Origin of the sequence: Psychrobacter immobilis (assembly GCF_904846065.1) — a bacterium.
Classification (GTDB): domain Bacteria; phylum Pseudomonadota; class Gammaproteobacteria; order Pseudomonadales; family Moraxellaceae; genus Psychrobacter; species Psychrobacter immobilis_H.
Window position 1 is genome coordinate 1,248,443 of record NZ_CAJGZV010000001.1, and the last position, 21,048, is coordinate 1,269,490.

The 21,048-nt window shown below is 42.0% G+C and carries 17 protein-coding genes and 1 tRNA gene; 7 read left to right on the plus strand and 11 right to left on the minus strand.

Annotated elements, in window-relative coordinates; genetic code table 11:
• Nucleotides 1–168: 168 nt before the first annotated feature.
• Both putP and JMW64_RS05275 read right to left on the minus strand, forming a co-directional pair.
• Nucleotides 169–1,668 carry a sodium/proline symporter PutP gene (putP, locus tag JMW64_RS05270; RefSeq protein WP_201553657.1) on the minus strand — a complete coding sequence of 500 codons (1,500 nt, stop codon included), beginning with the start codon at nt 1,666–1,668 and terminating at the stop codon, nt 169–171.
• 477 nt (nt 1,669–2,145) lie between these two features.
• Nucleotides 2,146–3,018 (minus strand): LysR family transcriptional regulator, encoded by an 873-nt coding sequence (locus JMW64_RS05275; RefSeq protein ID WP_045446822.1) that lies wholly within the window; start codon nt 3,016–3,018, stop codon nt 2,146–2,148.
• 490 nt (nt 3,019–3,508) lie between these two features.
• Between JMW64_RS05275 and leuC the strand changes: the two genes are divergently transcribed.
• The 6 genes from leuC (at nt 3,509) to JMW64_RS05305 (ending at nt 10,026) form a co-directional block, all read left to right on the plus strand.
• Entirely contained in the window at nt 3,509–4,927 is a 1,419-nt protein-coding gene (gene leuC / locus JMW64_RS05280; RefSeq protein WP_201553658.1) for a 3-isopropylmalate dehydratase large subunit, read from the plus strand.
• A gap of 25 nt (nt 4,928–4,952) precedes the next feature.
• Nucleotides 4,953–5,417, plus strand: a complete 465-nt coding sequence (locus JMW64_RS05285) for a hypothetical protein (protein ID WP_060490801.1) — start codon at nt 4,953–4,955, stop codon at nt 5,415–5,417.
• A 47-nt stretch (nt 5,418–5,464) separates the two neighbouring features.
• Nucleotides 5,465–6,115 (plus strand): 3-isopropylmalate dehydratase small subunit, encoded by a 651-nt coding sequence (leuD, locus tag JMW64_RS05290; protein WP_193009381.1) that lies wholly within the window; start codon nt 5,465–5,467, stop codon nt 6,113–6,115.
• A 141-nt stretch (nt 6,116–6,256) separates the two neighbouring features.
• The gene (locus JMW64_RS05295; protein WP_193009380.1) at nt 6,257–7,018 is read left to right on the plus strand and encodes a hypothetical protein; all 762 of its coding nucleotides are present in this window, start codon (nt 6,257–6,259) and stop codon (nt 7,016–7,018) included.
• 301 nt (nt 7,019–7,319) lie between these two features.
• Nucleotides 7,320–8,423, plus strand: coding sequence for a 3-isopropylmalate dehydrogenase (gene leuB, locus JMW64_RS05300; protein WP_193009379.1), 1,104 nt, complete (start codon nt 7,320–7,322; stop codon nt 8,421–8,423).
• Between the two features lie 433 nt (nt 8,424–8,856).
• Nucleotides 8,857–10,026 (plus strand): L,D-transpeptidase family protein, encoded by a 1,170-nt coding sequence (locus JMW64_RS05305; protein ID WP_193009378.1) that lies wholly within the window; start codon nt 8,857–8,859, stop codon nt 10,024–10,026.
• A 320-nt stretch (nt 10,027–10,346) separates the two neighbouring features.
• On the opposite strand, the gene infA is transcribed toward JMW64_RS05305, so the two are convergent.
• The 7 genes from infA to dinB all read right to left on the minus strand — a co-directional run bounded on the left by infA (nt 10,347) and on the right by dinB (nt 18,887).
• A complete protein-coding gene (gene infA, locus JMW64_RS05310) occupies nt 10,347–10,568 on the minus strand; it encodes a translation initiation factor IF-1 (protein ID WP_045446828.1) in 222 nt (73 codons plus the stop codon).
• 121 nt (nt 10,569–10,689) lie between these two features.
• Nucleotides 10,690–11,529: a tRNA pseudouridine(38-40) synthase TruA gene (gene truA / locus JMW64_RS05315; protein ID WP_193009377.1), complete on the minus strand. Its 840-nt coding sequence runs from the start codon at nt 11,527–11,529 to the stop codon at nt 10,690–10,692.
• A 73-nt stretch (nt 11,530–11,602) separates the two neighbouring features.
• Nucleotides 11,603–12,688 (minus strand): asparaginase, encoded by a 1,086-nt coding sequence (locus JMW64_RS05320; RefSeq protein WP_201555030.1) that lies wholly within the window; start codon nt 12,686–12,688, stop codon nt 11,603–11,605.
• 177 nt (nt 12,689–12,865) lie between these two features.
• The gene (locus tag JMW64_RS05325) at nt 12,866–14,497 is read right to left on the minus strand and encodes a FimV/HubP family polar landmark protein (RefSeq protein ID WP_201553659.1); all 1,632 of its coding nucleotides are present in this window, start codon (nt 14,495–14,497) and stop codon (nt 12,866–12,868) included.
• Between the two features lie 51 nt (nt 14,498–14,548).
• On the minus strand, nt 14,549–16,303 hold the full coding sequence (locus JMW64_RS05330) for a type IV pilus assembly protein FimV (protein ID WP_201553660.1): 1,755 nt from the start codon (nt 16,301–16,303) through the stop codon (nt 14,549–14,551).
• Between the two features lie 111 nt (nt 16,304–16,414).
• The gene (gene queA / locus JMW64_RS05335) at nt 16,415–17,635 is read right to left on the minus strand and encodes a tRNA preQ1(34) S-adenosylmethionine ribosyltransferase-isomerase QueA (protein ID WP_201553661.1); all 1,221 of its coding nucleotides are present in this window, start codon (nt 17,633–17,635) and stop codon (nt 16,415–16,417) included.
• 166 nt (nt 17,636–17,801) lie between these two features.
• Nucleotides 17,802–18,887: a DNA polymerase IV gene (gene dinB, locus JMW64_RS05340; protein WP_201553662.1), complete on the minus strand. Its 1,086-nt coding sequence runs from the start codon at nt 18,885–18,887 to the stop codon at nt 17,802–17,804.
• Nucleotides 18,888–19,392: 505 nt separating this feature from the next.
• Here dinB and JMW64_RS05345 point away from each other — a divergent pair.
• A complete protein-coding gene (locus JMW64_RS05345) occupies nt 19,393–19,641 on the plus strand; it encodes a hypothetical protein (RefSeq protein WP_227694072.1) in 249 nt (82 codons plus the stop codon).
• 65 nt (nt 19,642–19,706) lie between these two features.
• Here the strand turns inward: JMW64_RS05345 and JMW64_RS05350 are convergent.
• Both JMW64_RS05350 and JMW64_RS05355 read right to left on the minus strand, forming a co-directional pair.
• A tRNA-Leu gene (locus JMW64_RS05350) sits at nt 19,707–19,793 on the minus strand.
• Between the two features lie 142 nt (nt 19,794–19,935).
• Nucleotides 19,936–20,709 (minus strand): ferredoxin--NADP reductase, encoded by a 774-nt coding sequence (locus JMW64_RS05355; protein ID WP_201553663.1) that lies wholly within the window; start codon nt 20,707–20,709, stop codon nt 19,936–19,938.
• Nucleotides 20,710–21,048 lie beyond the last annotated feature (339 nt).

The window sequence follows — 21,048 nt, forward strand, 5'->3', positions numbered from 1 at the left end:
TGAATTATGAAATGTTATAGCGCTATTAGCTAAGTATGAGATCTCTAATAGAAATAACCATAGCTTACTTATGTACCAATGTCCTAGGTATTATATTTAATAGTCATCAATAAAAAACCTCGCCAATAATGGCGAGGTTTTTTTATAGTGATAATTATATCGATAAGCTTATTTATTTAAATTAAGTTCCATTTCTTTAAATTTCGCAGTAACAGAGGCTTTTGGACCGCCTGTCATGATACTTACCGCAAAAATGGCGATTGTACTTAAGATAAAGCCTGGAACGATAGCATATAACCAGCTATTGAGTGCCATGCCATTCATCTGGAAAGGACCATAAATCCATAGAATAACCGTCAATGCACCAACGACCATACCAGCAACTGCACCATTACGGTTCATACCGCGCCAGATTAGGCTGAAAATAACCAACGGTCCAAATGCGGCACCAAACCCTGCCCAAGCGTTAGAAACCAAATTCAATACTGAGCTTTCTGGATTAGACGCCAGTAAAATGGCAACAACGGCGACAATGATTACGGAAATGCGGCCGACCAATACTTGACGCGCCTCAGGTGCATCTTGATCAAAAAATAACTTATAGACATCTTTAGTCAATGAGCTTGATACTACCAATAGCTGTGATGAGATGGTACTCATAATCGCAGCTAAAATTGCCGCTAATAAGAAGCCTGAAACCAATGGATGGAATAAAAACTGCGTAAATACTAAAAAGATGGTTTCAGGATCATCTAAAGTCATCGCTGTCTTTTGCACATAAGCACGACCAGCAAAACCTGTCATCAGTGCCCCGATAAGGCTGACAATCATCCAGCTCATACCGATGTTACGAGCAGTAGGGACATCTTTGACTGAGCGAATGGCCATAAAACGTACAATGATGTGTGGCTGACCAAAATAACCTAAACCCCATGCCATCAATGACACAATACCAAGGATACTCATACCATTAGTAATGTTAAGCAAGCTCGGATCGATATTTCTAACCGCTTGAGTGGTGGCTGAAATACCACCCAAATCAGTGAAAGCGACGACAGGAACAATGACCATCGCAAATAGCATGATGATACCCTGTACAAAGTCAGTCATTGAAACGGCTAAGAAACCACCGAATAACGTATAAGCAACGACAACGCCAGCGGTGACCCATAGACCAGTGCTATAAGAAAGATTGAGCGAGCTTTCGAAGAGTTTACCACCGCCTACTAGGCTTGCAGCAGTATAAACCGTGAAGAATAAAATGATAACCACGGCTGAGATAACACGCAGCATGTGCGACTTATCTTCGAAGCGGTTGGCGAAATAATCGGGTAGAGTGATGGCATTGTCAGCCACTTCGGTATAAACGCGAAGGCGCGGTGCCACGATAAGGTAGTTTAAAAATGCACCAAGTGTCAAACCAAGTGCGATCCATATACTTACGACACCGTCAGCATACATATAGCCGGGCAAGCCAAGTAGTAACCAACCTGACATATCTGATGCACCTGCCGATAGTGCAGTAACTGCTGGACCTAAACTGCGTCCTCCTAACATATAGCCTTCAGTATTATTGGCTTGCTTAAAGTAAGCGTAAATGCCAATACCAATCATCACTAAAAAATAGGCGCCAAGTGATACCAGCACGCCACTAGAAACTCCGTTCATATAAATTGTCCTTAACCAACATGGTTGGCGGTAATTATTTTAACTATAAAGATTAAGTGTTATAAGACGATGTCCCAAACAATATCTAAAGACGAAAAAAGCCATTAAGTAGGACATAATGGCTTTTATTCAATATCTGCTGTTAGTTTTATATGATTGATGCTGTTCTAGGGCTAATATGAATTCGCAGTGCTTAGAGATCAATAAGAATGTCATATTAAATAATATCGACTGCTCGCATTTGCGACTCATTTATCAGTATCGGCCACCTATATAACCAATCATTTAAAACCATTAAACCTACTGTTAACCATCATATATTACTCGAAGTGTTCAATATATGACTATCAGTGTTCTTATAGTAAATTTTTGTTATAAAAACAACGTCAAGCGTATTATAACGCATGAGGGTCATAAATGCGAATAGCGTGCTTTTTAGATTCCATAGCACGCTCTAATCCTCATTTAGCGGGAGTCTTATTCAATAGGCGCTAACAAGTCTAACAAAGCTGTAACGCTGCTAGATTGCGTCAATTTCGGATTGATAACCACACCCAAATAGCGTTGTAACTCTATATTGTCTGCCATATCGATACGTTCTAAATCCTGACTAATCATGGTTTGCGGTAATACAGACCATCCCAGACCAACAGAAACCAGCATGCGGATAGACTCAAGAGGATTGGTGCTCATCGTGGCATAAGGTTTCAGATTGTGCTTGGCGAATTCAGCCAAGGTAATTTGACTGGTAAAGGTGTTGGCAGACGGTAAAATAGCAGGATAGCGTGCCAATTGCTCTAGTGTCACATTAGATTTGGTCGCTAAAGGCGATAGCGTACCTGTCATAAAGTAAAGAGGGTCTGACCATAGCGTATGATAGGTCAAGCGCTTATCATAAACGGGCGGCAGTGTTAAAAATGCTAATGATAAATCGCCATCGAGTACGGCTTTGTGCGCTTTTTCTGAATCGACGAAATGTACTTCTAGTTGTACGGCAGGATAAGCTTGGATAAAATGCTTAAGTACAGGCGCTAAATGGTGCAAGCCAATATGATGACTGGTGCCGATCACTAATTTACCAGATACGATATGCTGAGAGTGTTGCAGATTAATCTTAAAATTCTCATAATCTTCTAGCCACCGCTTGGCATGCGGTAGCATTTCATTGGCTGCTTGGGTCGGTACAATGCCGCGTCCCACCGTATCAAACAAAGTAATGTTGAATTCATCTTCCAAATTTTTGATGCGTTTACTGACGGCAGGCTGTGTGATAAACAGTTTTTCTGCGGCACCTGAGATGCTGCCAGTGTGCATAACGGTAACGAATGTCGTCAAGTTTGTGGTGTTCAAACGGATGTCCTTAGCTACTTTGCGAGCTATAAATAAAAGTTGGCTGACCCAATCACAATGTATTAGAAATAAAAGTTTGCGTCTGGGCAAAAATCATCAATTATTATTATAGGATTAGCCTGCTATAATCACAAGACATCAAGGCGTATTGTGACATATTTATTCTATTAAATTGACTATTTGCAGCTCATCGCACGTTTTAAGCGCTGATAATGGTCATCAATGTAAAATCGCCAATATAAAAATATCGATTTTGATACAAGCGCCGCTGACGATGCCGCTGATGATAAAGTATCGTGACGTATAAAATTCAAAGAAAATTTTTACCATAGGCTATAGTCGAGTCAATTTAAAAGTAGTACAAGGCAACCGAGTGTAGATGTATATTTAATACTTCAAGCGAGGTTAACGCTGTATGTAATACTTTTATAGTGGAATGACTATAAGCAAGTAAAAAAACAGTAATTAGCAACCAATAAAGGATAGCAACATGGCCGGTCAAACGTTATATGACAAACTTTGGAATGCTCACGAAGTCACCAAGCGTGACGATGGTTCGAGCCTGATTTATATCGACCGCCATCTGTTGCATGAAGTGACCAGTCCGCAAGCATTTGAAGGTTTGGAGTTAACCAATAGAGCACCGTGGCGCCTGTCGGCTAATATCGCCAGTCCTGACCATAACGTACCCACAGTCACTAAAGAGCGTTTAGAAGGCGTGCCTGGTATCAAGGACAAGGTATCACGCTTGCAGGTAGTGACATTGGATGAAAATTGCGCCAAATTCGATATCGCTGAGTTTATGATTAATGATGCTCGTCAAGGTATTTTACACGTCGTTGGCCCTGAGCAGGGTTTGGTGTTACCGGGTATGACGGTTGTTTGTGGTGATTCTCATACCGCTACTCATGGCGCGCTGGGCTGCTTAGCGCACGGTATCGGCACATCAGAGGTTGAGCATGTATTGGCAACGCAGTGCTTGATTCAAAAGAAATCAAAAAATATGCAAATTCGTGTCACTGGTAAGCTTGGTGCTGGCGTGACCTCAAAAGACGTGGTATTGGCTATCATTGCCAAAATTGGCACGGCTGGCGGGACAGGTCATGCTATCGAATTTGCTGGGCAAGTATTTGAAGAGATGAGCTTGGAAGGTCGCATGACCGTCTGTAACATGGCAATCGAAGCGGGTGCTCGCGTGGGTATGGTTGCGGTCGATGACACAACCATCGAGTATGTCAAAGGTCGTCCTTATGCGCCAACCTCTGAGCAATGGGCACAAGCGGAAGCTTACTGGCGTACCTTATATTCAGATGATGACGCGGTATTTGATACCGTGGTTGAGTTGGATGGTAGCCAAATAGCGCCACAAGTCTCTTGGGGAACCTCTCCTGAAATGGTTGTCGATATCACTCAATCTGTACCAACACCTGATCAAGCGGCAGATGAAGCACAAGAAGAAGGCTGGTTACGTGCTTATACCTATATGGGTTTAGACGCTGGGCAAAAGATTACCGATATCCAGCTTGATCGCATTTTTATTGGTTCATGTACCAATTCGCGTATCGAAGATTTGCGTGATGCCGCCGCAGTCATTAAAGGTCGTAAAGTCGCGGACAATATCAAAGAAGCCATCGTTGTGGCAGGTTCTGGGCAAGTGAAGTTGCAGGCTGAAGCAGAAGGCTTAGATGCCTTGTTTACTGCGGCGGGTTTTGAGTGGCGTGAGCCGGGTTGTTCGATGTGTCTTGCCATGAATGCGGATAAGCTTGAGCCACAAGAACACTGCGCTTCAACGTCTAACCGTAACTTTGAAGGTCGTCAGGGCAATGGTGGTCGTACCCATTTGGTAAGCCCAGCAATGGCCGCTGCCGCCGCATTGGCGGGTCACTTTGTCGATGTGCGGACGTTTTAACTTTGCATTTCTATAGAGCATAAAAATGAAAATGCTGTTTGTTTTATTTTGCTTATTGGGTAGCTCTCAGCTAGCAATGGCTCGTGATTACTGTAATGGAAGATTTGCCTATTGTGTCGATGTGCCAAATCAATTGGCATGGTTGCCTGAGGCAGATAATGGTGATGGTCGTCATTTTAAGTTACCCAATTCTAATGCCACTATTTTGGTCTTTGGGAGTAATACACCAACTGTTTTCTTTTATACAGATAGTGATTATCTAAAAGAGAAGCAGCATCGATATAAAACAGGCATGACAGTTACTTACGAGCTGTTAAAAGATAAAACCTATACAGCAAGCGGCTATAGAAAAGACGGTCAAGTTTTTTATCATGTTATTAAAGTTAAGGATGGTCAGGAAGCAGTATTACATCTGAATTATCCTGAAAGTGAAAAAACTAAAATGACAAGTATTGTTAAACAAATGGCACGCTCTTTTAAGATTCATTAGACCGTCAAAAAAATTTACGTTAGTAATCGATATTTTAAGGAAAACTCATGCAAGCTTATAACACTCAAACGGGTATCGTTTGCCCATTAGATCGCGCAAACGTCGATACCGATCAAATTATTGCAAAACAGTTTTTAAAGTCTATTAAACGCACAGGTTTTGGCGTCAATTTGTTTGATGATTGGCGTTATCTTGACGAAGGGTATCCTGGTCAAGACAATAGCACACGCGTTATCAATCCAGAATTTGTGCTAAATAAGCCACGTTATCAAGGCGCGACGATTTTGCTGGCACGCCGCAACTTTGGTTGTGGTTCTAGTCGTGAGCATGCGCCATGGGCGTTGTCTGAATATGGTTTTCGTACGGTGATTGCACCAAGCTTTGCCGATATTTTTTATAACAATTGCTTTAAAAATGGCATGCTACCAATTGTCTTGGACGAGGCAATTGTAGATACATTAATGAAAGACACGCTTGCTAATGAAGGCTATGAGCTAACCGCAGATCTTGAACGCCAAGTCGTCATCACCTCAACAGGTAAAGAATATGCATTTGACGTGGATGCTTTTCGCAAACATTGCTTGTTAAATGGCCTTGATGATATTGGTTTAACCTTGCAGCAAAGCGATGCCATTAAAGATTATGAGCATAATATAATGCAAAAAACACCATGGATATTTAACGATGTACGAGCATAAATAATGAATCTGCAAGCCATTACTTATAAAACTGCTGAACAGTAATAATGTAACGTTGAGTTATGGCGGTGAACTGGCTAAAATGAAGGGTAGTTTTTTTACGATATTTTATTATTTCTCTCATAAATAGTAGCCGCCATTATGAATAAAAAACGTTATGCTTTATGGACAAGTACGGTTGTTGCCGCAAGCTTATTGTTGTCAGGCTGTCAGCTATTGACTGGGTATCAGAAAATAGATGAGGCAGAAAACGCCAAAGCATGGGCAGGTAAGATTCAACCGATTGCGGGTGAAGTTAATATTGCCTGTATAGGAACTTATCATTGTGAAATTGCAAGGATAGATAAGACACGAGTGATAGGGGCTGATACGCATGAGCCTATCAATCCTGCCATGCTGGTCGCGATGAAAGATATGAGTGCAAAGGGCAAAAGTCATACCAGCAGTCATACCAACAATAAGCATGCACAAACATTAATGCATGCAAACATAGATATGACACCACTCGCTCATAAAAATGAGATTAAAATTGTACCTTTGTCTGCCTCAGGCATGCAGGGTCTAACCAATTATTATGCGCGGGTAAAACCTGCAAAACGCGAAGTACAGGTGAATTTCTATCCAGAAAACAATCTGGGCTATGTTGAGCGTTTTACTTTAATTCACGATTTTATTGACGCTGATACTTATCAATTACGGGCTTATCAGAAAAAATCTAACGATAATTCTGGCAGTTTATTAGACACCGCTTCACCACAGCCGCTATGTGTTGATCTGTATCAAGGCAACACCGTACAGCGCCGCTTTTGTAAAGAGCTGTCTGCTGAGCATCAAGGAGAGTTTGTAGAAACTCGTATCGTGAAAGCATTGCCTGCATCATCGAAAGTAAAAGCCAAAGCTTAAAGCCTATTTGAGTTTCAAAAATAGTAAATTGACCACGATTTTTTGTGCTATTGAAGGCACTAAAAATCGTTTTTAGGAAAATATCGTAAATTTATAGTATTAGGGCGTGTCCTCAATTCAATCGATTATCCTCTAAATGAGTTAAAAATGGCTAAATTTTGCCAAACATCGTTAAATAGCTTATCAATATCTCGATATTATTTGCGCTACTTTCCTTGTTTGACGGCAATTTTTATCACCATTTTTAAAATGAGGACACGCCCTAACATAAATAAAAAACTACCTACCCACAAGGATTAGTATGGCAACGATTTTAACATTAGCGGGCGATGGTATCGGTCCCGAAATCATGACTCAAGCCATTGACGTACTGAATGCGGTCAATAAGAAATTTGCGTTAGATTTGACACTTGAATCTGGATTGATTGGCGGGGTGGCCATTGATGCAACGGGTGAGCCTTTGCCAGATGAGACGCTAGACCGTGCTCGTGCAGCAGATGCGGTATTGTTAGGAGCGGTCGGTGGCCCTAAATGGGATGGTATTGAACGCAGCAAGCGCCCTGAACGTGGTTTACTTAAAATACGTGGTGAGCTTGGTTTGTTCGCTAATCTACGTGTGGCAAAGCTTTACCCGCAGTTGGTCAATGCGTCTAGTATCAAACCTGAGATTATTTCAGGCTTGGATTTGCTTATCGTTCGTGAGTTGACTGGTGGTATCTATTTTGGTGAGCCACGTGGAATCCGCACACTAGAGAATGGTGAACAGCAAGGCTACAACACCATGGTCTATAGCACAAGCGAGATTCAGCGTATCGGCAAAGTTGCTTTTGAATTGGCAAAAACGCGTGCGCAAGCAGCAGACACAGCAGCTAAAGTTTGCTCAGTGGACAAGGCAAACGTATTAGAAGTCACCGAGCTGTGGAAGCAAACGATGACCCAAATGCAGCAAGCAGATTATAGCGACGTGGCGTTATCGCACATGTATGCTGACAATGCTTGTATGCAATTGATCAAGAATCCTAAGCAGTTTGATGTCATGGTGACAGGCAATATGTTCGGTGATATCTTGTCTGATGAGGCTGCTATGCTCACTGGATCTATCGGTATGCTGCCATCAGCCAGTCTTGATGAAGCAGGCAAAGGGATGTATGAGCCGTGTCATGGTTCAGCGCCTGATATTGCTGGGCAGGACAAAGCCAACCCATTGGCGACTATTTTATCGGTTGCGATGATGCTGCGTTATACCTTTAAGCAAGAAGCAGCGGCACAAGCGATTGAGCAAGCAGTGAGTGATGTCCTTGATGACGGTTTGCGTACGCTTGATATCTTAGACAGTAGTGAAGCTGGATTGAAGCAAGTAGGGTGCCAAGAGATGGGTCAAGCAGTATTGGCTAAATTACTCTAGTCCCACTATAGTGATATAGATTGAATTTTCCCCTGTTTTATTTTGATAGGGAAAAATTCTCATCTTTATCGTTTATCGTCGTTCTAAACCCATAGTTTGCTCAGCAAATTATGGGTTTTTTTATGTTTATTATTAATCGCTTTCTAGCGGTAACACACTAAACCAGATAGTTGTAAAAAAGTACTTGTTTTAACACAGACACCGCAGGACAAGGGCTTTATTAACATAAAGCTGTTATATGCTCACAAGGTAATATGACACTATTAACAGCTTACAAACCACTAGAATCTCAGACTTTCACGTTAGAAGAGAGCTGATAAAAAGGCGTTTGAGTAAAGTTGGTTATGAAGGCGTTACAACTCAAAATAACAAGCCTTGATGACAACATAACAAAATAAAACTTATTATTTTTATAAAAAATTAGGAGCATGAGGTGTATCAATTAAAAAAAATCAGCACAGCAGTAGCGATGATTGGTTTTTCTACGGCAGTTTTCATGGGGCAGAGCATTGCAGCACCACTGGATAGTGTAAATGCTAACAATCAAGCACCGACCAATAACGATGAAGCCAGTATTAGCAAAAATAATGCTAATAAAGCGAATGCTGCTGAAGAGGTCAGCCCTGTGACCAATGGCGTTAGCCAAAAGCTAGCACGTGATAGCAAAACCGCAAATGCTTCGAACAAATTTTTACCTACTATCAAGTATACGACAGACAATTTATCAGTTGCTGCGCAAAAGGTGAATAATGCTACTTGGAAAGAGGGGATGAGTATCGACCGTATCATCGGTACTAAATTGCAAGCCTTATTAAATTGGCATCACAATGGTGTAGGCCCTGTTGATGGTTATTGGGGCAAAAATACCCGCAAGGCCATGCAAGCGTTTCAACAAGCAAATGGTTTGGCAGTTACTGACACGCTAAACAACGAAACATGGCAAGCGCTGACAAAGAATGAAAAACTCACGGTGCAGCCAGTGCTAGTCAGTTATCAGATAACTGATGCGGATGTTAATATTAAGACGACAGAAATACCAGCTGGTGCTGAAGCCAAATCCAAACTTGAGGGATTGTATTACGAGAGCATCATAGAAGGGCTAGCAGAAAAATTCCATATCAGTGAAAGCTATCTCAAAGCGTTAAACCCTAAGGCTAGCTTTACGGCAGGCGAAACCATCACAGTTTATAATCCTGGCAATCCAAATATCAAGCCTGTTAGTCGAGTCGTTGCTGATAAAGCCACTGAAACGCTATATGCCTATGATGATAAAGACAACTTAGTTGCCAGCTATCCGACCACAGTAGGTAGTACGGCAACACCGTCACCAACAGGGACACATACGGTAGAGGTGAAGGTACATGAGCCTAATTATACTTATACTGCTAAAGACGGTAGCAAGTCTATTCTTCCACCTGGCCCCAATAATCCAGTGGGCTCAGTATGGATTGGGCTTAGTAAGCCTTCTTATGGTATTCATGGCTCACCAGATCCTGATCGTATTAGTCGTCAAGCCTCAGCGGGTTGTATACGCCTGACAAATTGGGATGCACTTGCTTTGCTAGGGGTGATTCAAAATGGTGCGACGGTCGAGTTTAAATAGTGCCTCACTACTTCTTAATCATGCTAATTCTTAACCATGCTACTTATTAATCATGATTTAAAAGTTTGAAAGGAAGTCAACTCATAAAATTTAGACAAAAAAATACCGCTGAAATTTAGCGGTATTTTTTATGATAAAAACAAATAACTAAGACTGAATAACTAAAATATTGATAGGCAATAATGAGCAGGTTAGCATTTTCATTATTATTATCAGTTAAACCACCCAAGCGTCTATATCAGCTATCAGCGAAAAGAAGCCATTTAGCAACCAGCTGTATATATATAAATGCTTTTATAACCATTTTAGTGTATAAGAAATTAGTTTTTGCCACGATAAGTAATACGACCTTTTGATAGGTCATAAGGTGTCATTTCGACCTTAACTTTATCACCTGTCAAGATACGGATATAATGCTTACGCATCTTACCTGAGATATGAGCAATGATTTCGTGTCCGTTTTCTAAACGAACTCTAAACAGGGTATTTGGAAGGGTGTCAATGACTTCGCCTTCAAATTCAATAATATCGTCTTTTGCCATAGTTGGTATCAATCAATTAAAAATAAGCCCATATTATACGTAAGTTAGCGGATTAAAGCAATACAGCACTAGGTTTTTACTTGACAGCCTGTAACCGTTATGTATGCCAACTTCTATTTATTCAGTCAGGTAAATTTAGCCAAATAGGGGTTAAAGGAGCATTTGGCAGTCGTTGTTGAAAATGCTCAGGATAGTAAGCATTGATAAAGTATAGACCATCACCAGAGGCAGTAGGCGGTGCGATAGTACGATCTTTTTTGGCTAAAATATCTAAAAAGGCTTCTGGCTGCAATTCGTGTCGACCGATGGCATACAAGGTACCCATTAAGTTACGAACCATATGATGCAAAAATCCATCTGCTTGAATATCAAAAACAATAAACTGACCATGAGCAAAGAGTCTTGCATGACTGACTGAGCGTACCGGCTGATTAGACTGGCAAGCAGCGGCGCGGTAGCTACTAAAATCGTGAGTACCGACGATCTCAGCCGCCACCAGTTGCATCGCTGCTAAATCGAGCGGTTCATAGATGTGAGTAACTTGGTGATTCAAAATAGCAGGGCGCTGTGCTTGATTCAGCGTGATGTAGCGATAGCGACGGGCAATGGCACCAAAACGCGCATGAAAGTCGTCAGGCATTGGTTGAATCCAGCGCAAGGCGATATCATCAGGCAATAGACTGTTTACCCCGCGCAGCCAGTTATGAGTAGGACGATAGGCACGTGTCGTAAAGTGGGCAATCATATTGCTGGCATGAACGCTTGCATCGGTACGACCAGCCGCGACGACCTCTACCGTCTCATTTGCGACTTTACCGATAGCGGTTTCTAATGCTTCTTGTACGCCTAATACTTCTCGTTGTCGCTGCCAGCCATGATAGCGCGTGCCCAAGAACTCAATTGCAATGGCTAATGTATAGGTTGGGGGCATTTCAGCGTTGATGCTGTTAATCTCGGACATGTTAATCTCGGACATGGTTGGTATTGGACATTTTCGTATTGGCGCTTATAAAGTAAATATATTTAACGATAGTCTAACGTTTTTTGATAGTGGTGCCCGCCTGATTGACATTGTTCAACCAACGTTGTCTGCGCCGAGTGGGATTGTCATAACGCAGCAATAGCCATAATAATCGTGCATAGATAGCGGGAATCGTTAAGCGTCCGCCAGCAATAACATGATACTCATATTGCCAACTACCAGCCGCATAGCTGTCACTGACACCGCCAAATGGAGACTGGCTAGCGCATATCACCATGTGGCCGTTTTTATAAGCAAGCTCTAGTGCCTCTGCTAGCGCTTGCGAATAAGGAACATTACCTGCGCCAAATCCTAACAGGATAATGCCACATGGCGGCTGTGATAATAATGCCTGTAGCTGGCTAGTCATTACCTCAGTGTCGTTTGGCAAGCAATATAAAGCATGAATGCGTGCTTGCTCAGCCCGAGATTCGATATGGTCAATCATTGCTTGCTGATCATCGAGCCAATGCTGGCGGCGGGTATCCGGTAAGTTTTTGATATAACTATTGGCAGGGTAGGCGGCTCTGAAGTGACCCGTAAATGCCATCAGATCATGGCTATGAATTTTTTGTACCGTTTGCGCAGGCCAAGACTCACCGCCAAAAGCAATCTTCACACCCGACTCACCAGCAGCAGCCAGTTTTAATGAATCGCTGAGGTTATCCCATGCGTCGCTATGGTCATCGATATCATAGGAATGTATCACCTCGCTGTCTAACAATGGGCGCATACTACCAGTGACGACTATACAAATATCACTGCCAGCAAATGCTTCTGCTAAAAACGCACCCAAATAACTCAAAGTATCTGTACCAGTGATGAGCACAAAACGCCTGTCGCCTTGTGCATAGGCTGCTAGCAAAAGCTGATAAAAATGTACAAAGTCGTTAGGGGTAAGTTGGCTACTGTCTTTAATTAAGGCATTATCCAGCCATGAGATTTGAGGCAAGTGGTTAGCGTTATCTTGGTCAGTCAATAGCTTTTGTAAAGTTGGTAAGAATATTTCTGCTGATAACGGTGCTAAGGGTCGTCCATAGCTACCAAAAGTACCGCCAGCATAAATGAGTTGGACAGGATTGGATAATGTATTTGTCATAGCAGAAAATGGCATAGTATGAGCCGTAATAAAGAAGTATGTGATAAAAAAGAGAGTTTAAGGTTGGATGCTAATAGCGCTCAGTAATAATAAATAGTATAAAGGTTAAATGCAAAAAAAATCAGCAAGTATTCTTAGTGTTATAGAATACTTGCTGACAAAAGAACGATGGGGCTTTTACGCAGTACGATCTAGTAATACTTTTGCTTGGTTCTGTTGCTCACTAGTGCCCTGAATTAATACCTCATTCAATAAGCGTTTGGCACTGTCGTATTCACCTAATTGTAAATATTGGCCTGCCAAATCTAGCGTAACTTGAGTGCTATCTAATGATTTGACAAAGTCAAAGTCGGCCGCAAAGCGTGAGGAAAAGTCTTCTGCTGTTTCAGCAGCATCTTCGGCGGTAAGGGTAGACTCGTCCTCAATTGGAGCAACTGGGCTGAGTGCTGTTGAAGAGTGAGTATCGAATTCATTGTCTAATAAAGAATTATCATCGAACAGCAACGGGGCTGTCGGTGTGACACTAGATTCTTCAGCAAGAGCATATTCTGAATCATTATTATCAAGCGATTGTGCTTCGAGATTAATATTTTCAAAGCTTTCAGTTTCAAAGCTCTCAGTTTCGAAACGATCTTCTTCAATAATGAAGTTATCAGTATCACTATTTTCTTCAAGTACAGGCGCTTCGCTTTCTGTTAATGTTTCTATATCGTTTGGCGCATCGAGACTGTCTAAAGACAAAGTGAAATCATTTTCTTCGTCATTCTGGACAGTGTTGATAGACAATGCTTCAACAGTCTCGTCAATATCTTTATCGACATCAGTTGCTAGATGATCAAAGTCTAAAATGAACGCGTCATCTTCTAGCGTCATTTCATCGTTGATATTATCAGGGCGGTCTGGAATGACAGAATCCGTTGCCTGCGCATCAGTTTCTTCAGATGAATCAAAGCTGAAGTCAAAATCACTAAGATCATTGAGATCATTATCTTCTGCGGACACCGCGACATCATTATCAGTTATGTCGATATTGGCAGTGTTCAAGATTTCATCATCTGTCATCTCTAATGATGACGTGACTGGTGCCGTCGTATCAGTCGCCTCAGATGCGCTAATATTACTCTCTAAATCACTCAGCGTAAGATCAAAGTTATCCTCTACATTGTCGCTAGTAAGACTGGACTCATAAGATGTGTTTGTTACTGCCGAATTAGACATGCTGTCATCTATCAGCGTACTACGGTTATCTTCAGAGGTTGCTGGCTGATCAGATAGCGCGTTCTTACTATCGATTTGATTAATCGGTAAGTCAAAATCTATGCTTTCAAAATGGCTATTATCTTCTACGGGTGCCTCTTTTGCTGCGACTTGATTCTGCTCTTCTGAAAATAAAGTTTTTAACTCATCAGCTAGCGCAAGACTTTTTGGGTCGCTTTGCGTCTTGATGGCATCATAAACTTTGTTAAAGTTCTCTGGCTGATTAATAGTCGCGTATATACTGAGTAATTTAACAGACAATTGACCATCATTCGGTTTTTCGCTTAGGCCGCGACTGAGGGTTTCAATGGCTTTGTCATAACGCTGCTGATCCATGAAGCGCTGGGCAATCGTAATATGATCAAACTTATTGTCATCATCTTTGTGGCTTTGGGCAGGAGTTTTGTGATCCGTTTTTGGCATCGGAGCTGGCGTAGTGGTACTCATTCCCGGCTGCGCTGAGGGCTTTTGCGCTTTCTTTTTGTACAATAGTAAACCGGCTACTATTAGAATAAGTACCACTCCGGCGATGATATATAGCATATTGTCCATAGTTACTCCCACGCCTATGATCACAGCACACTGCGTTGATCAGTTAGGCAATTATTGATTGCGTAGTTTTTTGAGACGAGCTTGGAGCTCAGCCAGTTTTTGGTTTTGTAATTGAATTTTTCTTGTATAGCTATCAAGTGCACTGCTGGTTTTTGACAGTTGCTGAGCTTGAGCTGCCGTACTTTGTCTTGAGGCCTTGAGCGTGGCTAATATATCTGTGCTGAGACCATTACCTGTTGTCGTTGCTGATGTTGCTTGGGTGCCATCTGCGTTGCCATTACGACCAGGTGCGAGCACTGAAAATTGTGCTTTTGGCAGCGTTTGTGTTTTAGTAATCATGGGTTTTTTACGCTGTTTAGCGACTTGATTTGTTTCAGACGGTTTTTTAGAGGGTGCTTTGGCGGCCTTTTTTACCACAGGTGTGTTTGCTCTGCGGCTATATTGTCTTTGCGCTTTAATAGCCGTTTCTAGTTTTTGTTGTGATGGTACAACATCGTAACTGGGCAAGCTAAGCTTGGCATCCGCTTTGAGTTGACCCGCGTCTTTATTAATAAAGGCATCAGGGTTTTGTGTCTGAATCTGCTTCATTACTGTTTGAATGTCTAAGTCATTTTCTTGCGCAATTTGCTGTGCAATAACCCATAGACTGTCGTTGCGCTGTACTTGATATTGAGACGCAGTAGTAGTGCTGGCTGCCGTACTGATAGAGGCGTTGTTGGTAACACTAGATGGGACAGTGGCGACAGCTGTATTGCTAGTGTCAAGACTGGCTTTTGGTGTACTCGCTTTGTTGTCACTCGGCGTTGGCATAATAGGAGAAGCAGTCATCATGCCAGCTTCTGATTTGCTACTCGGCTGTATCTGGCGAGTGACTTGGATATTCAAAATATCGAGCTGTTTATCAGTGACAGCTGTAGCTGATATACTATTATCTATTGGCATGGTCTTGTTATTGACTAGGGCTGTATCATTCGCTACATTCTTAGCAGAATTGAGGTCGATATTGCTGTTACCCATTGTGGTAACGTTGCCATTTGCACTCAAGCGACCATTGTCTAATCGACTGGTTGGATTACGATCATTGTCGTTAGCGTTAAGAGTATTGTTAACGTTGTTTAAACGACCATTATCTAGCCGGCTAGGCGCATAAGCAAGATTGTTGCCTTGCGAGGTAGGAGTCGTTGTAGGTGCTTGGATATTAGGTGCTGGCAATTTAGACGCCACCAACTCGCTCGTTGACGAGTGAGTAGTCGCTAGTATGGGCGATAATGTTAATGGCGGCGGTGCACCTTCTCTAACAGTCAATGGTTTAGCCGTATTAGAGGACACGCTGGGTAGATTCGGTTTTTTTGCGCCAGTAACGATGTTTTTAGGCGTGTCAATGGGCAAACGGCTATTGAGCGGCATCAACAATGTCTTGGGAATGACGTTGCGTTGACCCTTATCATTTATGTTTAAAACCACATCAGCAAAAGGTGTAGATACAGGTTTTGAGGTAGTAATAAATACTTGACCGCTGGTCGCTGAGGTAGGTTTAAAGCGTACGGTCATCGAATCAGTTTGGGCTAAGCCCATTTGCTGATAAATAGTAGAGTTTGCCAAACTTGCTGAAAAGTCAGCGGCTCGAATATCACTGACCACAATGCTCGCAGCTAGCGGCTCATGCTGGGCAGAGGTCACAACAGTCTTGCCAATCGTTGCAGCTTGTGCACTCGATACGAGAGCCGCATAGCCTACGGAACAAAGTAGTGCCATCGAGACCGCGCGATGTACCGTAGTCAACCGATGAGATAAATGACAAGACATGTGCAGACCTTTAAGATATAAGTTATCTGTGCTGTTATAACAAAATACCATTTAGTTTACCAGTTTATTTCACAACTGTTGTGGACAATGCAAAAAATGTTTAAGTATTGTTTAATCTCGCTTTCTGTCGAGCAGCATTGCATCGCCATAACTAAAGAAGCGATAGTGTTCTTTAATCGCATGTTGATAAGCATGCTCAATGGCATCTTTACCCGAAAATGCCGACACCAGCATTAACAACGTTGATTTGGGTAAATGGAAATTGGTCAATAGTCGATCTATCACACCAAACTTAAACCCTGGGTAAATGAATATATCGGTATCACCTGACCAGCTGGAGAGAGGCTGCCCGTTAACGGCTATTTTTTGATAAGCCGTTTCGAGCACGCGTGTGACCGTGGTGCCAATAGCGATGACTTGTTTACCATTCGCATGGGTTTGGTTGATGAGTTCGGCTGTTGCTTGTGGTAAATGTGCATATTCACTATGCATGGTGTGATTGAGCAAGTTGTCCGTTTTTACTGGCGCAAATGTACCAGCGCCAACGTGCAAAGTCACAAAAGCAGTACGAATACCTTTTGCCGCAAGTTTGCTCAGTACCGATTCATCAAAGTGTAAGCTTGCAGTCGGTGCAGCCACACTTGCAAGCTTGGTTGGATCATGAAAGACCGTTTGATAACGAGTATTGTCTGTCTCATCCGCATGGCGTTCAAAGTAGGGGGGAATAGGCAGCTCACCATAAAGCTCTAAATGCGGCAAGATCGGCGCATCAAACGCTAAAATAAATAAGTTGTCTTGACGACCAATCATCACCGCCTTCATATGACCGTCAGCAAGCTGCAAGTGTTGTCCAAGTTTGAGCGCTTTACTGGCTTTAACATGGCAAAGTGCAATATGTTCTTGATTCACGGGTTTGTTATTTGCAGCTTCTACAGATTTTTCAGCCTCTACATATAAAGTCGCTGTCTCTAAATCTGAGATATCAACCAAACGTTCAATCAATACTTCAAGCTTACCACCAGTATCCTTTTGTCCGAAGAGGCGTGCTTTCATCACCTTTGTATCATTAAATACAATCAAATCACCTTCATTTAATAACTCAGGTAACTCAGTGAATAAGCGATCTTCTACAAGCGTAGAGTCTTTTTGATTATTGGCGGGCAAATATAAAAGTTTTGAGGCAGAACGCTGTGAGAGAGGATAGCGTGCAATCAGGCTATCTGGCAGCTCATAATCATAGTCATCAATGCTCAAATAATTCAAATCATTGTTGTTTTTTCCGGCATCAATTGAGGCGGCAGTAGTAGAGTCTATAGTGTGAAAATCGGTCATAATCAATCTTTAAATGAATGTAAATTTTGGCGTAATTGTAGCAGAAACGATGTTATGAAAGGACAGTTTAGTAAGGACTCATGCGCACAAAACGGCTTGTATATTAAATAGCCTAAGCATTAATTGTTAGAATGAATCATCAACAAAAGCAATGAGCGTCAGTATGTTAGTCAAATAAATTTAACTGCGGAAACAATTGGGCGGCAGGTGCCAATGAAGAGAAAGTAACACCGACTAAGCGGATAGGTAGCTCACGAGGAATGTCTAAAAACAGTTTGTCTAACCAATAATGGGCAGAATCAGCACTGTTAAAGGCAGTCGATAGCGTGTGTGAGCGGGTGATTTGAGTGAAGTCTGCGTATTTAACTTTTAGAGTAATGGTATAGGCGACCAGCTGTTTTTGTTGCAGTTGATGAAAGGCATCGGCATTCTGTTCATAAATTTGTATACGTAATTCATGGTTATCACTTAGATTGTCTTTGAACGTGGTCTCAGAACCCACAGATTTATGCGCGCGCTCAGATTTGACAGCACGCTCATCACGCCCATGGGCGATATCGTGATAAAACTGCCCACGCTTGCCGAACTCCTGCACCAATACAGCCGCTTGCATTCGCTTGAGATCCGCGCCAGTACTTACACCCATCGCATGTAGGCGCTTGGCAGTGGCTTTACCAATACCATGAAAGCGCTCGATAGGTAGCGTACTGATAAAGGCATCAGCGTCCGCTGGCGTGATGATAGCCGTACCATTGGGCTTATTGATATCAGAGGCAATTTTAGCCAGCATCTTGTTAAACGACACACCTGCTGAGGCCGTTAATCCAGTATGCGCTAGTATTTGTGCCCTTAGCCAGTTCGCCATCAAGGTCGCTGAGCCTTTATGGACTTGTAGCCCTGTAACATCGAGATACGCCTCATCTAGAGACAATGGTTCAACATGTGGCGTTAAGCGGTACATAATCTGACGAATATCGCTACTAACTGCGCGATAAACCTCAAAACGTGGCCTTACAAAAATGACTTCTGGGCAACGTTTACGCGCCTCATAACAAGACATGGCAGAGCGTACACCAAATTTACGTACCTCATAGCTGGCTGCCGCGACCACACCGCGACCACTTGGATCGCCACCAACCACCAATGGCTTACCGCGCAGTTCAGGAAAGTCACGCTGCTCCACACTGGTATAAAAAGCATCCATGTCTATATGAATGATTTTACGAGGGCTAGCATTTATAGAAGTTGTCATACTCACTATTTTACCTGATTCAAGCGCTTTGATTGAGTATCAAAATTTGGATTTATCGATAGACAGCTTTGCTAGGTTAGCAGGACGCTAGCAATGATATATGAATAATTTTATATGTCATAAATCTTATATATCATAGAGTTAGTTAATGATAAACAGTGATGTTAATTCAAAAAAATCGTATTTAGCAAACATATTTTTGCTCTTGAATGATCTAGGTCTACTGTAAATCAAACTCATTTGTACTCTTGCACCATCTGTCGTATCCACCTCACCGTTTGTCATAAATCTCATATTTAGATGTTACAGTTTTGATTCTGGTGTTTTACAATATAGTATCCGCGCTAATGGATGACTGTAAAACAATAAGTAATGCCTTGTGCGCCTCTATGACCATTTAAAAAAGACATTGCTTATCGCTCATGCCAAGATCGAAAATGGAGTTTTGGTAAAATTAACTCTTTAAGAGCTTGATGTTAGAGAGTTTAGAATGACTAAGGAGCTGATGATGAATAATGAACTAAAAGGGAGCGATTTAACAAGGGCGATGCTAGCACGCGGCGATAAAAAAGTATGGTGTGCGGTTTGTGATGATAGTGATGAGCAAGCAATGATGGATCATTGTGGTAATGATTTTACGGCTTATATCGTGTCATTTCGTGACGGACATTTTTATTGCAATGCTGGCATGCCTTGGGAGTTTGCCGTGCCCATTAAGATAATTGCGGTGCTGCAATCTGAAATAGAGAAGTAAGTATAGCAATAATATTACCGGCACAAAAAAACCTCCTAATGAGGAGGCTGATTTGTTACTAATATTGGTACCAGTGGTCGGACTCGAACCGACACGCTTATAAAGGCAACGGATTTTGAATCCGTCATGTCTACCAATTCCATCACACTGGCATGTTAGAAGATAAGGTCTATTAGATAGAGATTATCGAATTGGGCTACAGGGTTAACTCTGTATAGGCTGCGTATTATAGCAGCCTATTTTTATCCGTCAAGAATTATTTGATATAATTTTCAATTAAATCAAAAAAATGGTTTAGCCTACAAAAGCACGTTCAACGGCATAATCTGCTTGGACACCCATGCGTGGTGAAACGGTCAAACCAAAATCGTCCAAAATCGCTGAAACTTCAGCATTAAATGGCATGCTACCGCAGATCATGACACGGTCGTCTTCTTTATTTATCGGTGGTAAGCCAATGTCTTCAAAGAGCTTTCCTGAGGTCATTAAGTCAGTCACGCGACCTTGATTTTTGAAATCCTCACGAGTCACTGTTGGGTAGTAGATGAATTTTTCACGGTACCATTCACCAAAGATCTCGTCGTTAGGTAACTCGTTTTCAAACATATCACGATACGCCAAATCATCGACATGGCGCACACCATGTACTAAGATGATTTTTTCAAAGCGTTCATAGACTTCAGGATCACGTGCCAACGATAAAAATGGTGCCAGTCCAGTGCCTGTAGAGAGCATATAAAGGTTTTTGCCAGGCAGTAAATCATCTAGTACCAAAGTGCCCGTTGGTTTTTTGCTCACCAACAGCTCGTCACCAACTTTAATATGCTGCAAGCGCGAGGTTAATGGACCATCTTGAACCTTGATAGAAAAGAATTCTAAGTGATCTTCGTAGTTCGGGCTAGCAATCGAATAAGCACGCAATAGCGGTCTGCCATCGACAACGATTCCGATCATCGCAAATTCGCCATTACGAAAGCGCAGGCCATCGTCGCGAGTTGTCTTGATGCTAAATAGAGCGTCATTCCAGTGATGAACCTCTGTGACCGTTTCGGTGCGAAGTTTTGACATAAAGTCCTCGTTAATAAGTTGCTATCGGTTTTATTAAGTTTAAATGAGTGTTAAATTAAAATTTTCAATGAAAAAGGGTATAGAAGGGTAGTAAATTTTCAATCACTATTGGAACAGTCAATCGTTTAAAACCTCTGTCACGCAAAATAAGTAGCATAGCCGATGTTTTAATCAATGTTGTGGGGCAATATTCTAACATCTTATTAAGCATTTAAAATCAGGAGAGGGACTGATAAAGTCTAAGGATAGATATGATTTAATCTGTCTCCTGTCAAACCACGACAATGGCTGTTGCTGTAGATGGCTTATAAGGTTTGAAAAATAAAGGCTCTCATCGAA

Bases quoted from the DNA above. Each gene is read 5' to 3' on its own strand.
- leuB (WP_193009379.1), top strand. From the start codon at position 7,320: ATGGCAACGATTTTAACATTAGCGGGCGATGGTATCGGTCCCGAAATC.
- leuC (WP_201553658.1), top strand. From the start codon at position 3,509: ATGGCCGGTCAAACGTTATATGACAAACTTTGGAATGCTCACGAAGTC.
- putP (WP_201553657.1), bottom strand. From the start codon at position 1,668: ATGAACGGAGTTTCTAGTGGCGTGCTGGTATCACTTGGCGCCTATTTT.
- JMW64_RS05325 (WP_201553659.1), bottom strand. From the start codon at position 14,497: ATGGACAATATGCTATATATCATCGCCGGAGTGGTACTTATTCTAATA.
- queA (WP_201553661.1), bottom strand. From the start codon at position 17,635: ATGACCGATTTTCACACTATAGACTCTACTACTGCCGCCTCAATTGAT.
- infA (WP_045446828.1), bottom strand. From the start codon at position 10,568: ATGGCAAAAGACGATATTATTGAATTTGAAGGCGAAGTCATTGACACC.
- truA (WP_193009377.1), bottom strand. From the start codon at position 11,529: ATGTCCGAGATTAACAGCATCAACGCTGAAATGCCCCCAACCTATACA.
- JMW64_RS05320 (WP_201555030.1), bottom strand. From the start codon at position 12,688: ATGACAAATACATTATCCAATCCTGTCCAACTCATTTATGCTGGCGGT.
- JMW64_RS05330 (WP_201553660.1), bottom strand. From the start codon at position 16,303: ATGTCTTGTCATTTATCTCATCGGTTGACTACGGTACATCGCGCGGTC.
- dinB (WP_201553662.1), bottom strand. From the start codon at position 18,887: ATGACAACTTCTATAAATGCTAGCCCTCGTAAAATCATTCATATAGAC.
- leuD (WP_193009381.1), top strand. From the start codon at position 5,465: ATGCAAGCTTATAACACTCAAACGGGTATCGTTTGCCCATTAGATCGC.
- JMW64_RS05295 (WP_193009380.1), top strand. From the start codon at position 6,257: ATGAATAAAAAACGTTATGCTTTATGGACAAGTACGGTTGTTGCCGCA.
- JMW64_RS05285 (WP_060490801.1), top strand. From the start codon at position 4,953: ATGAAAATGCTGTTTGTTTTATTTTGCTTATTGGGTAGCTCTCAGCTA.
- JMW64_RS05355 (WP_201553663.1), bottom strand. From the start codon at position 20,709: ATGTCAAAACTTCGCACCGAAACGGTCACAGAGGTTCATCACTGGAAT.
- JMW64_RS05345 (WP_227694072.1), top strand. From the start codon at position 19,393: ATGATGAATAATGAACTAAAAGGGAGCGATTTAACAAGGGCGATGCTA.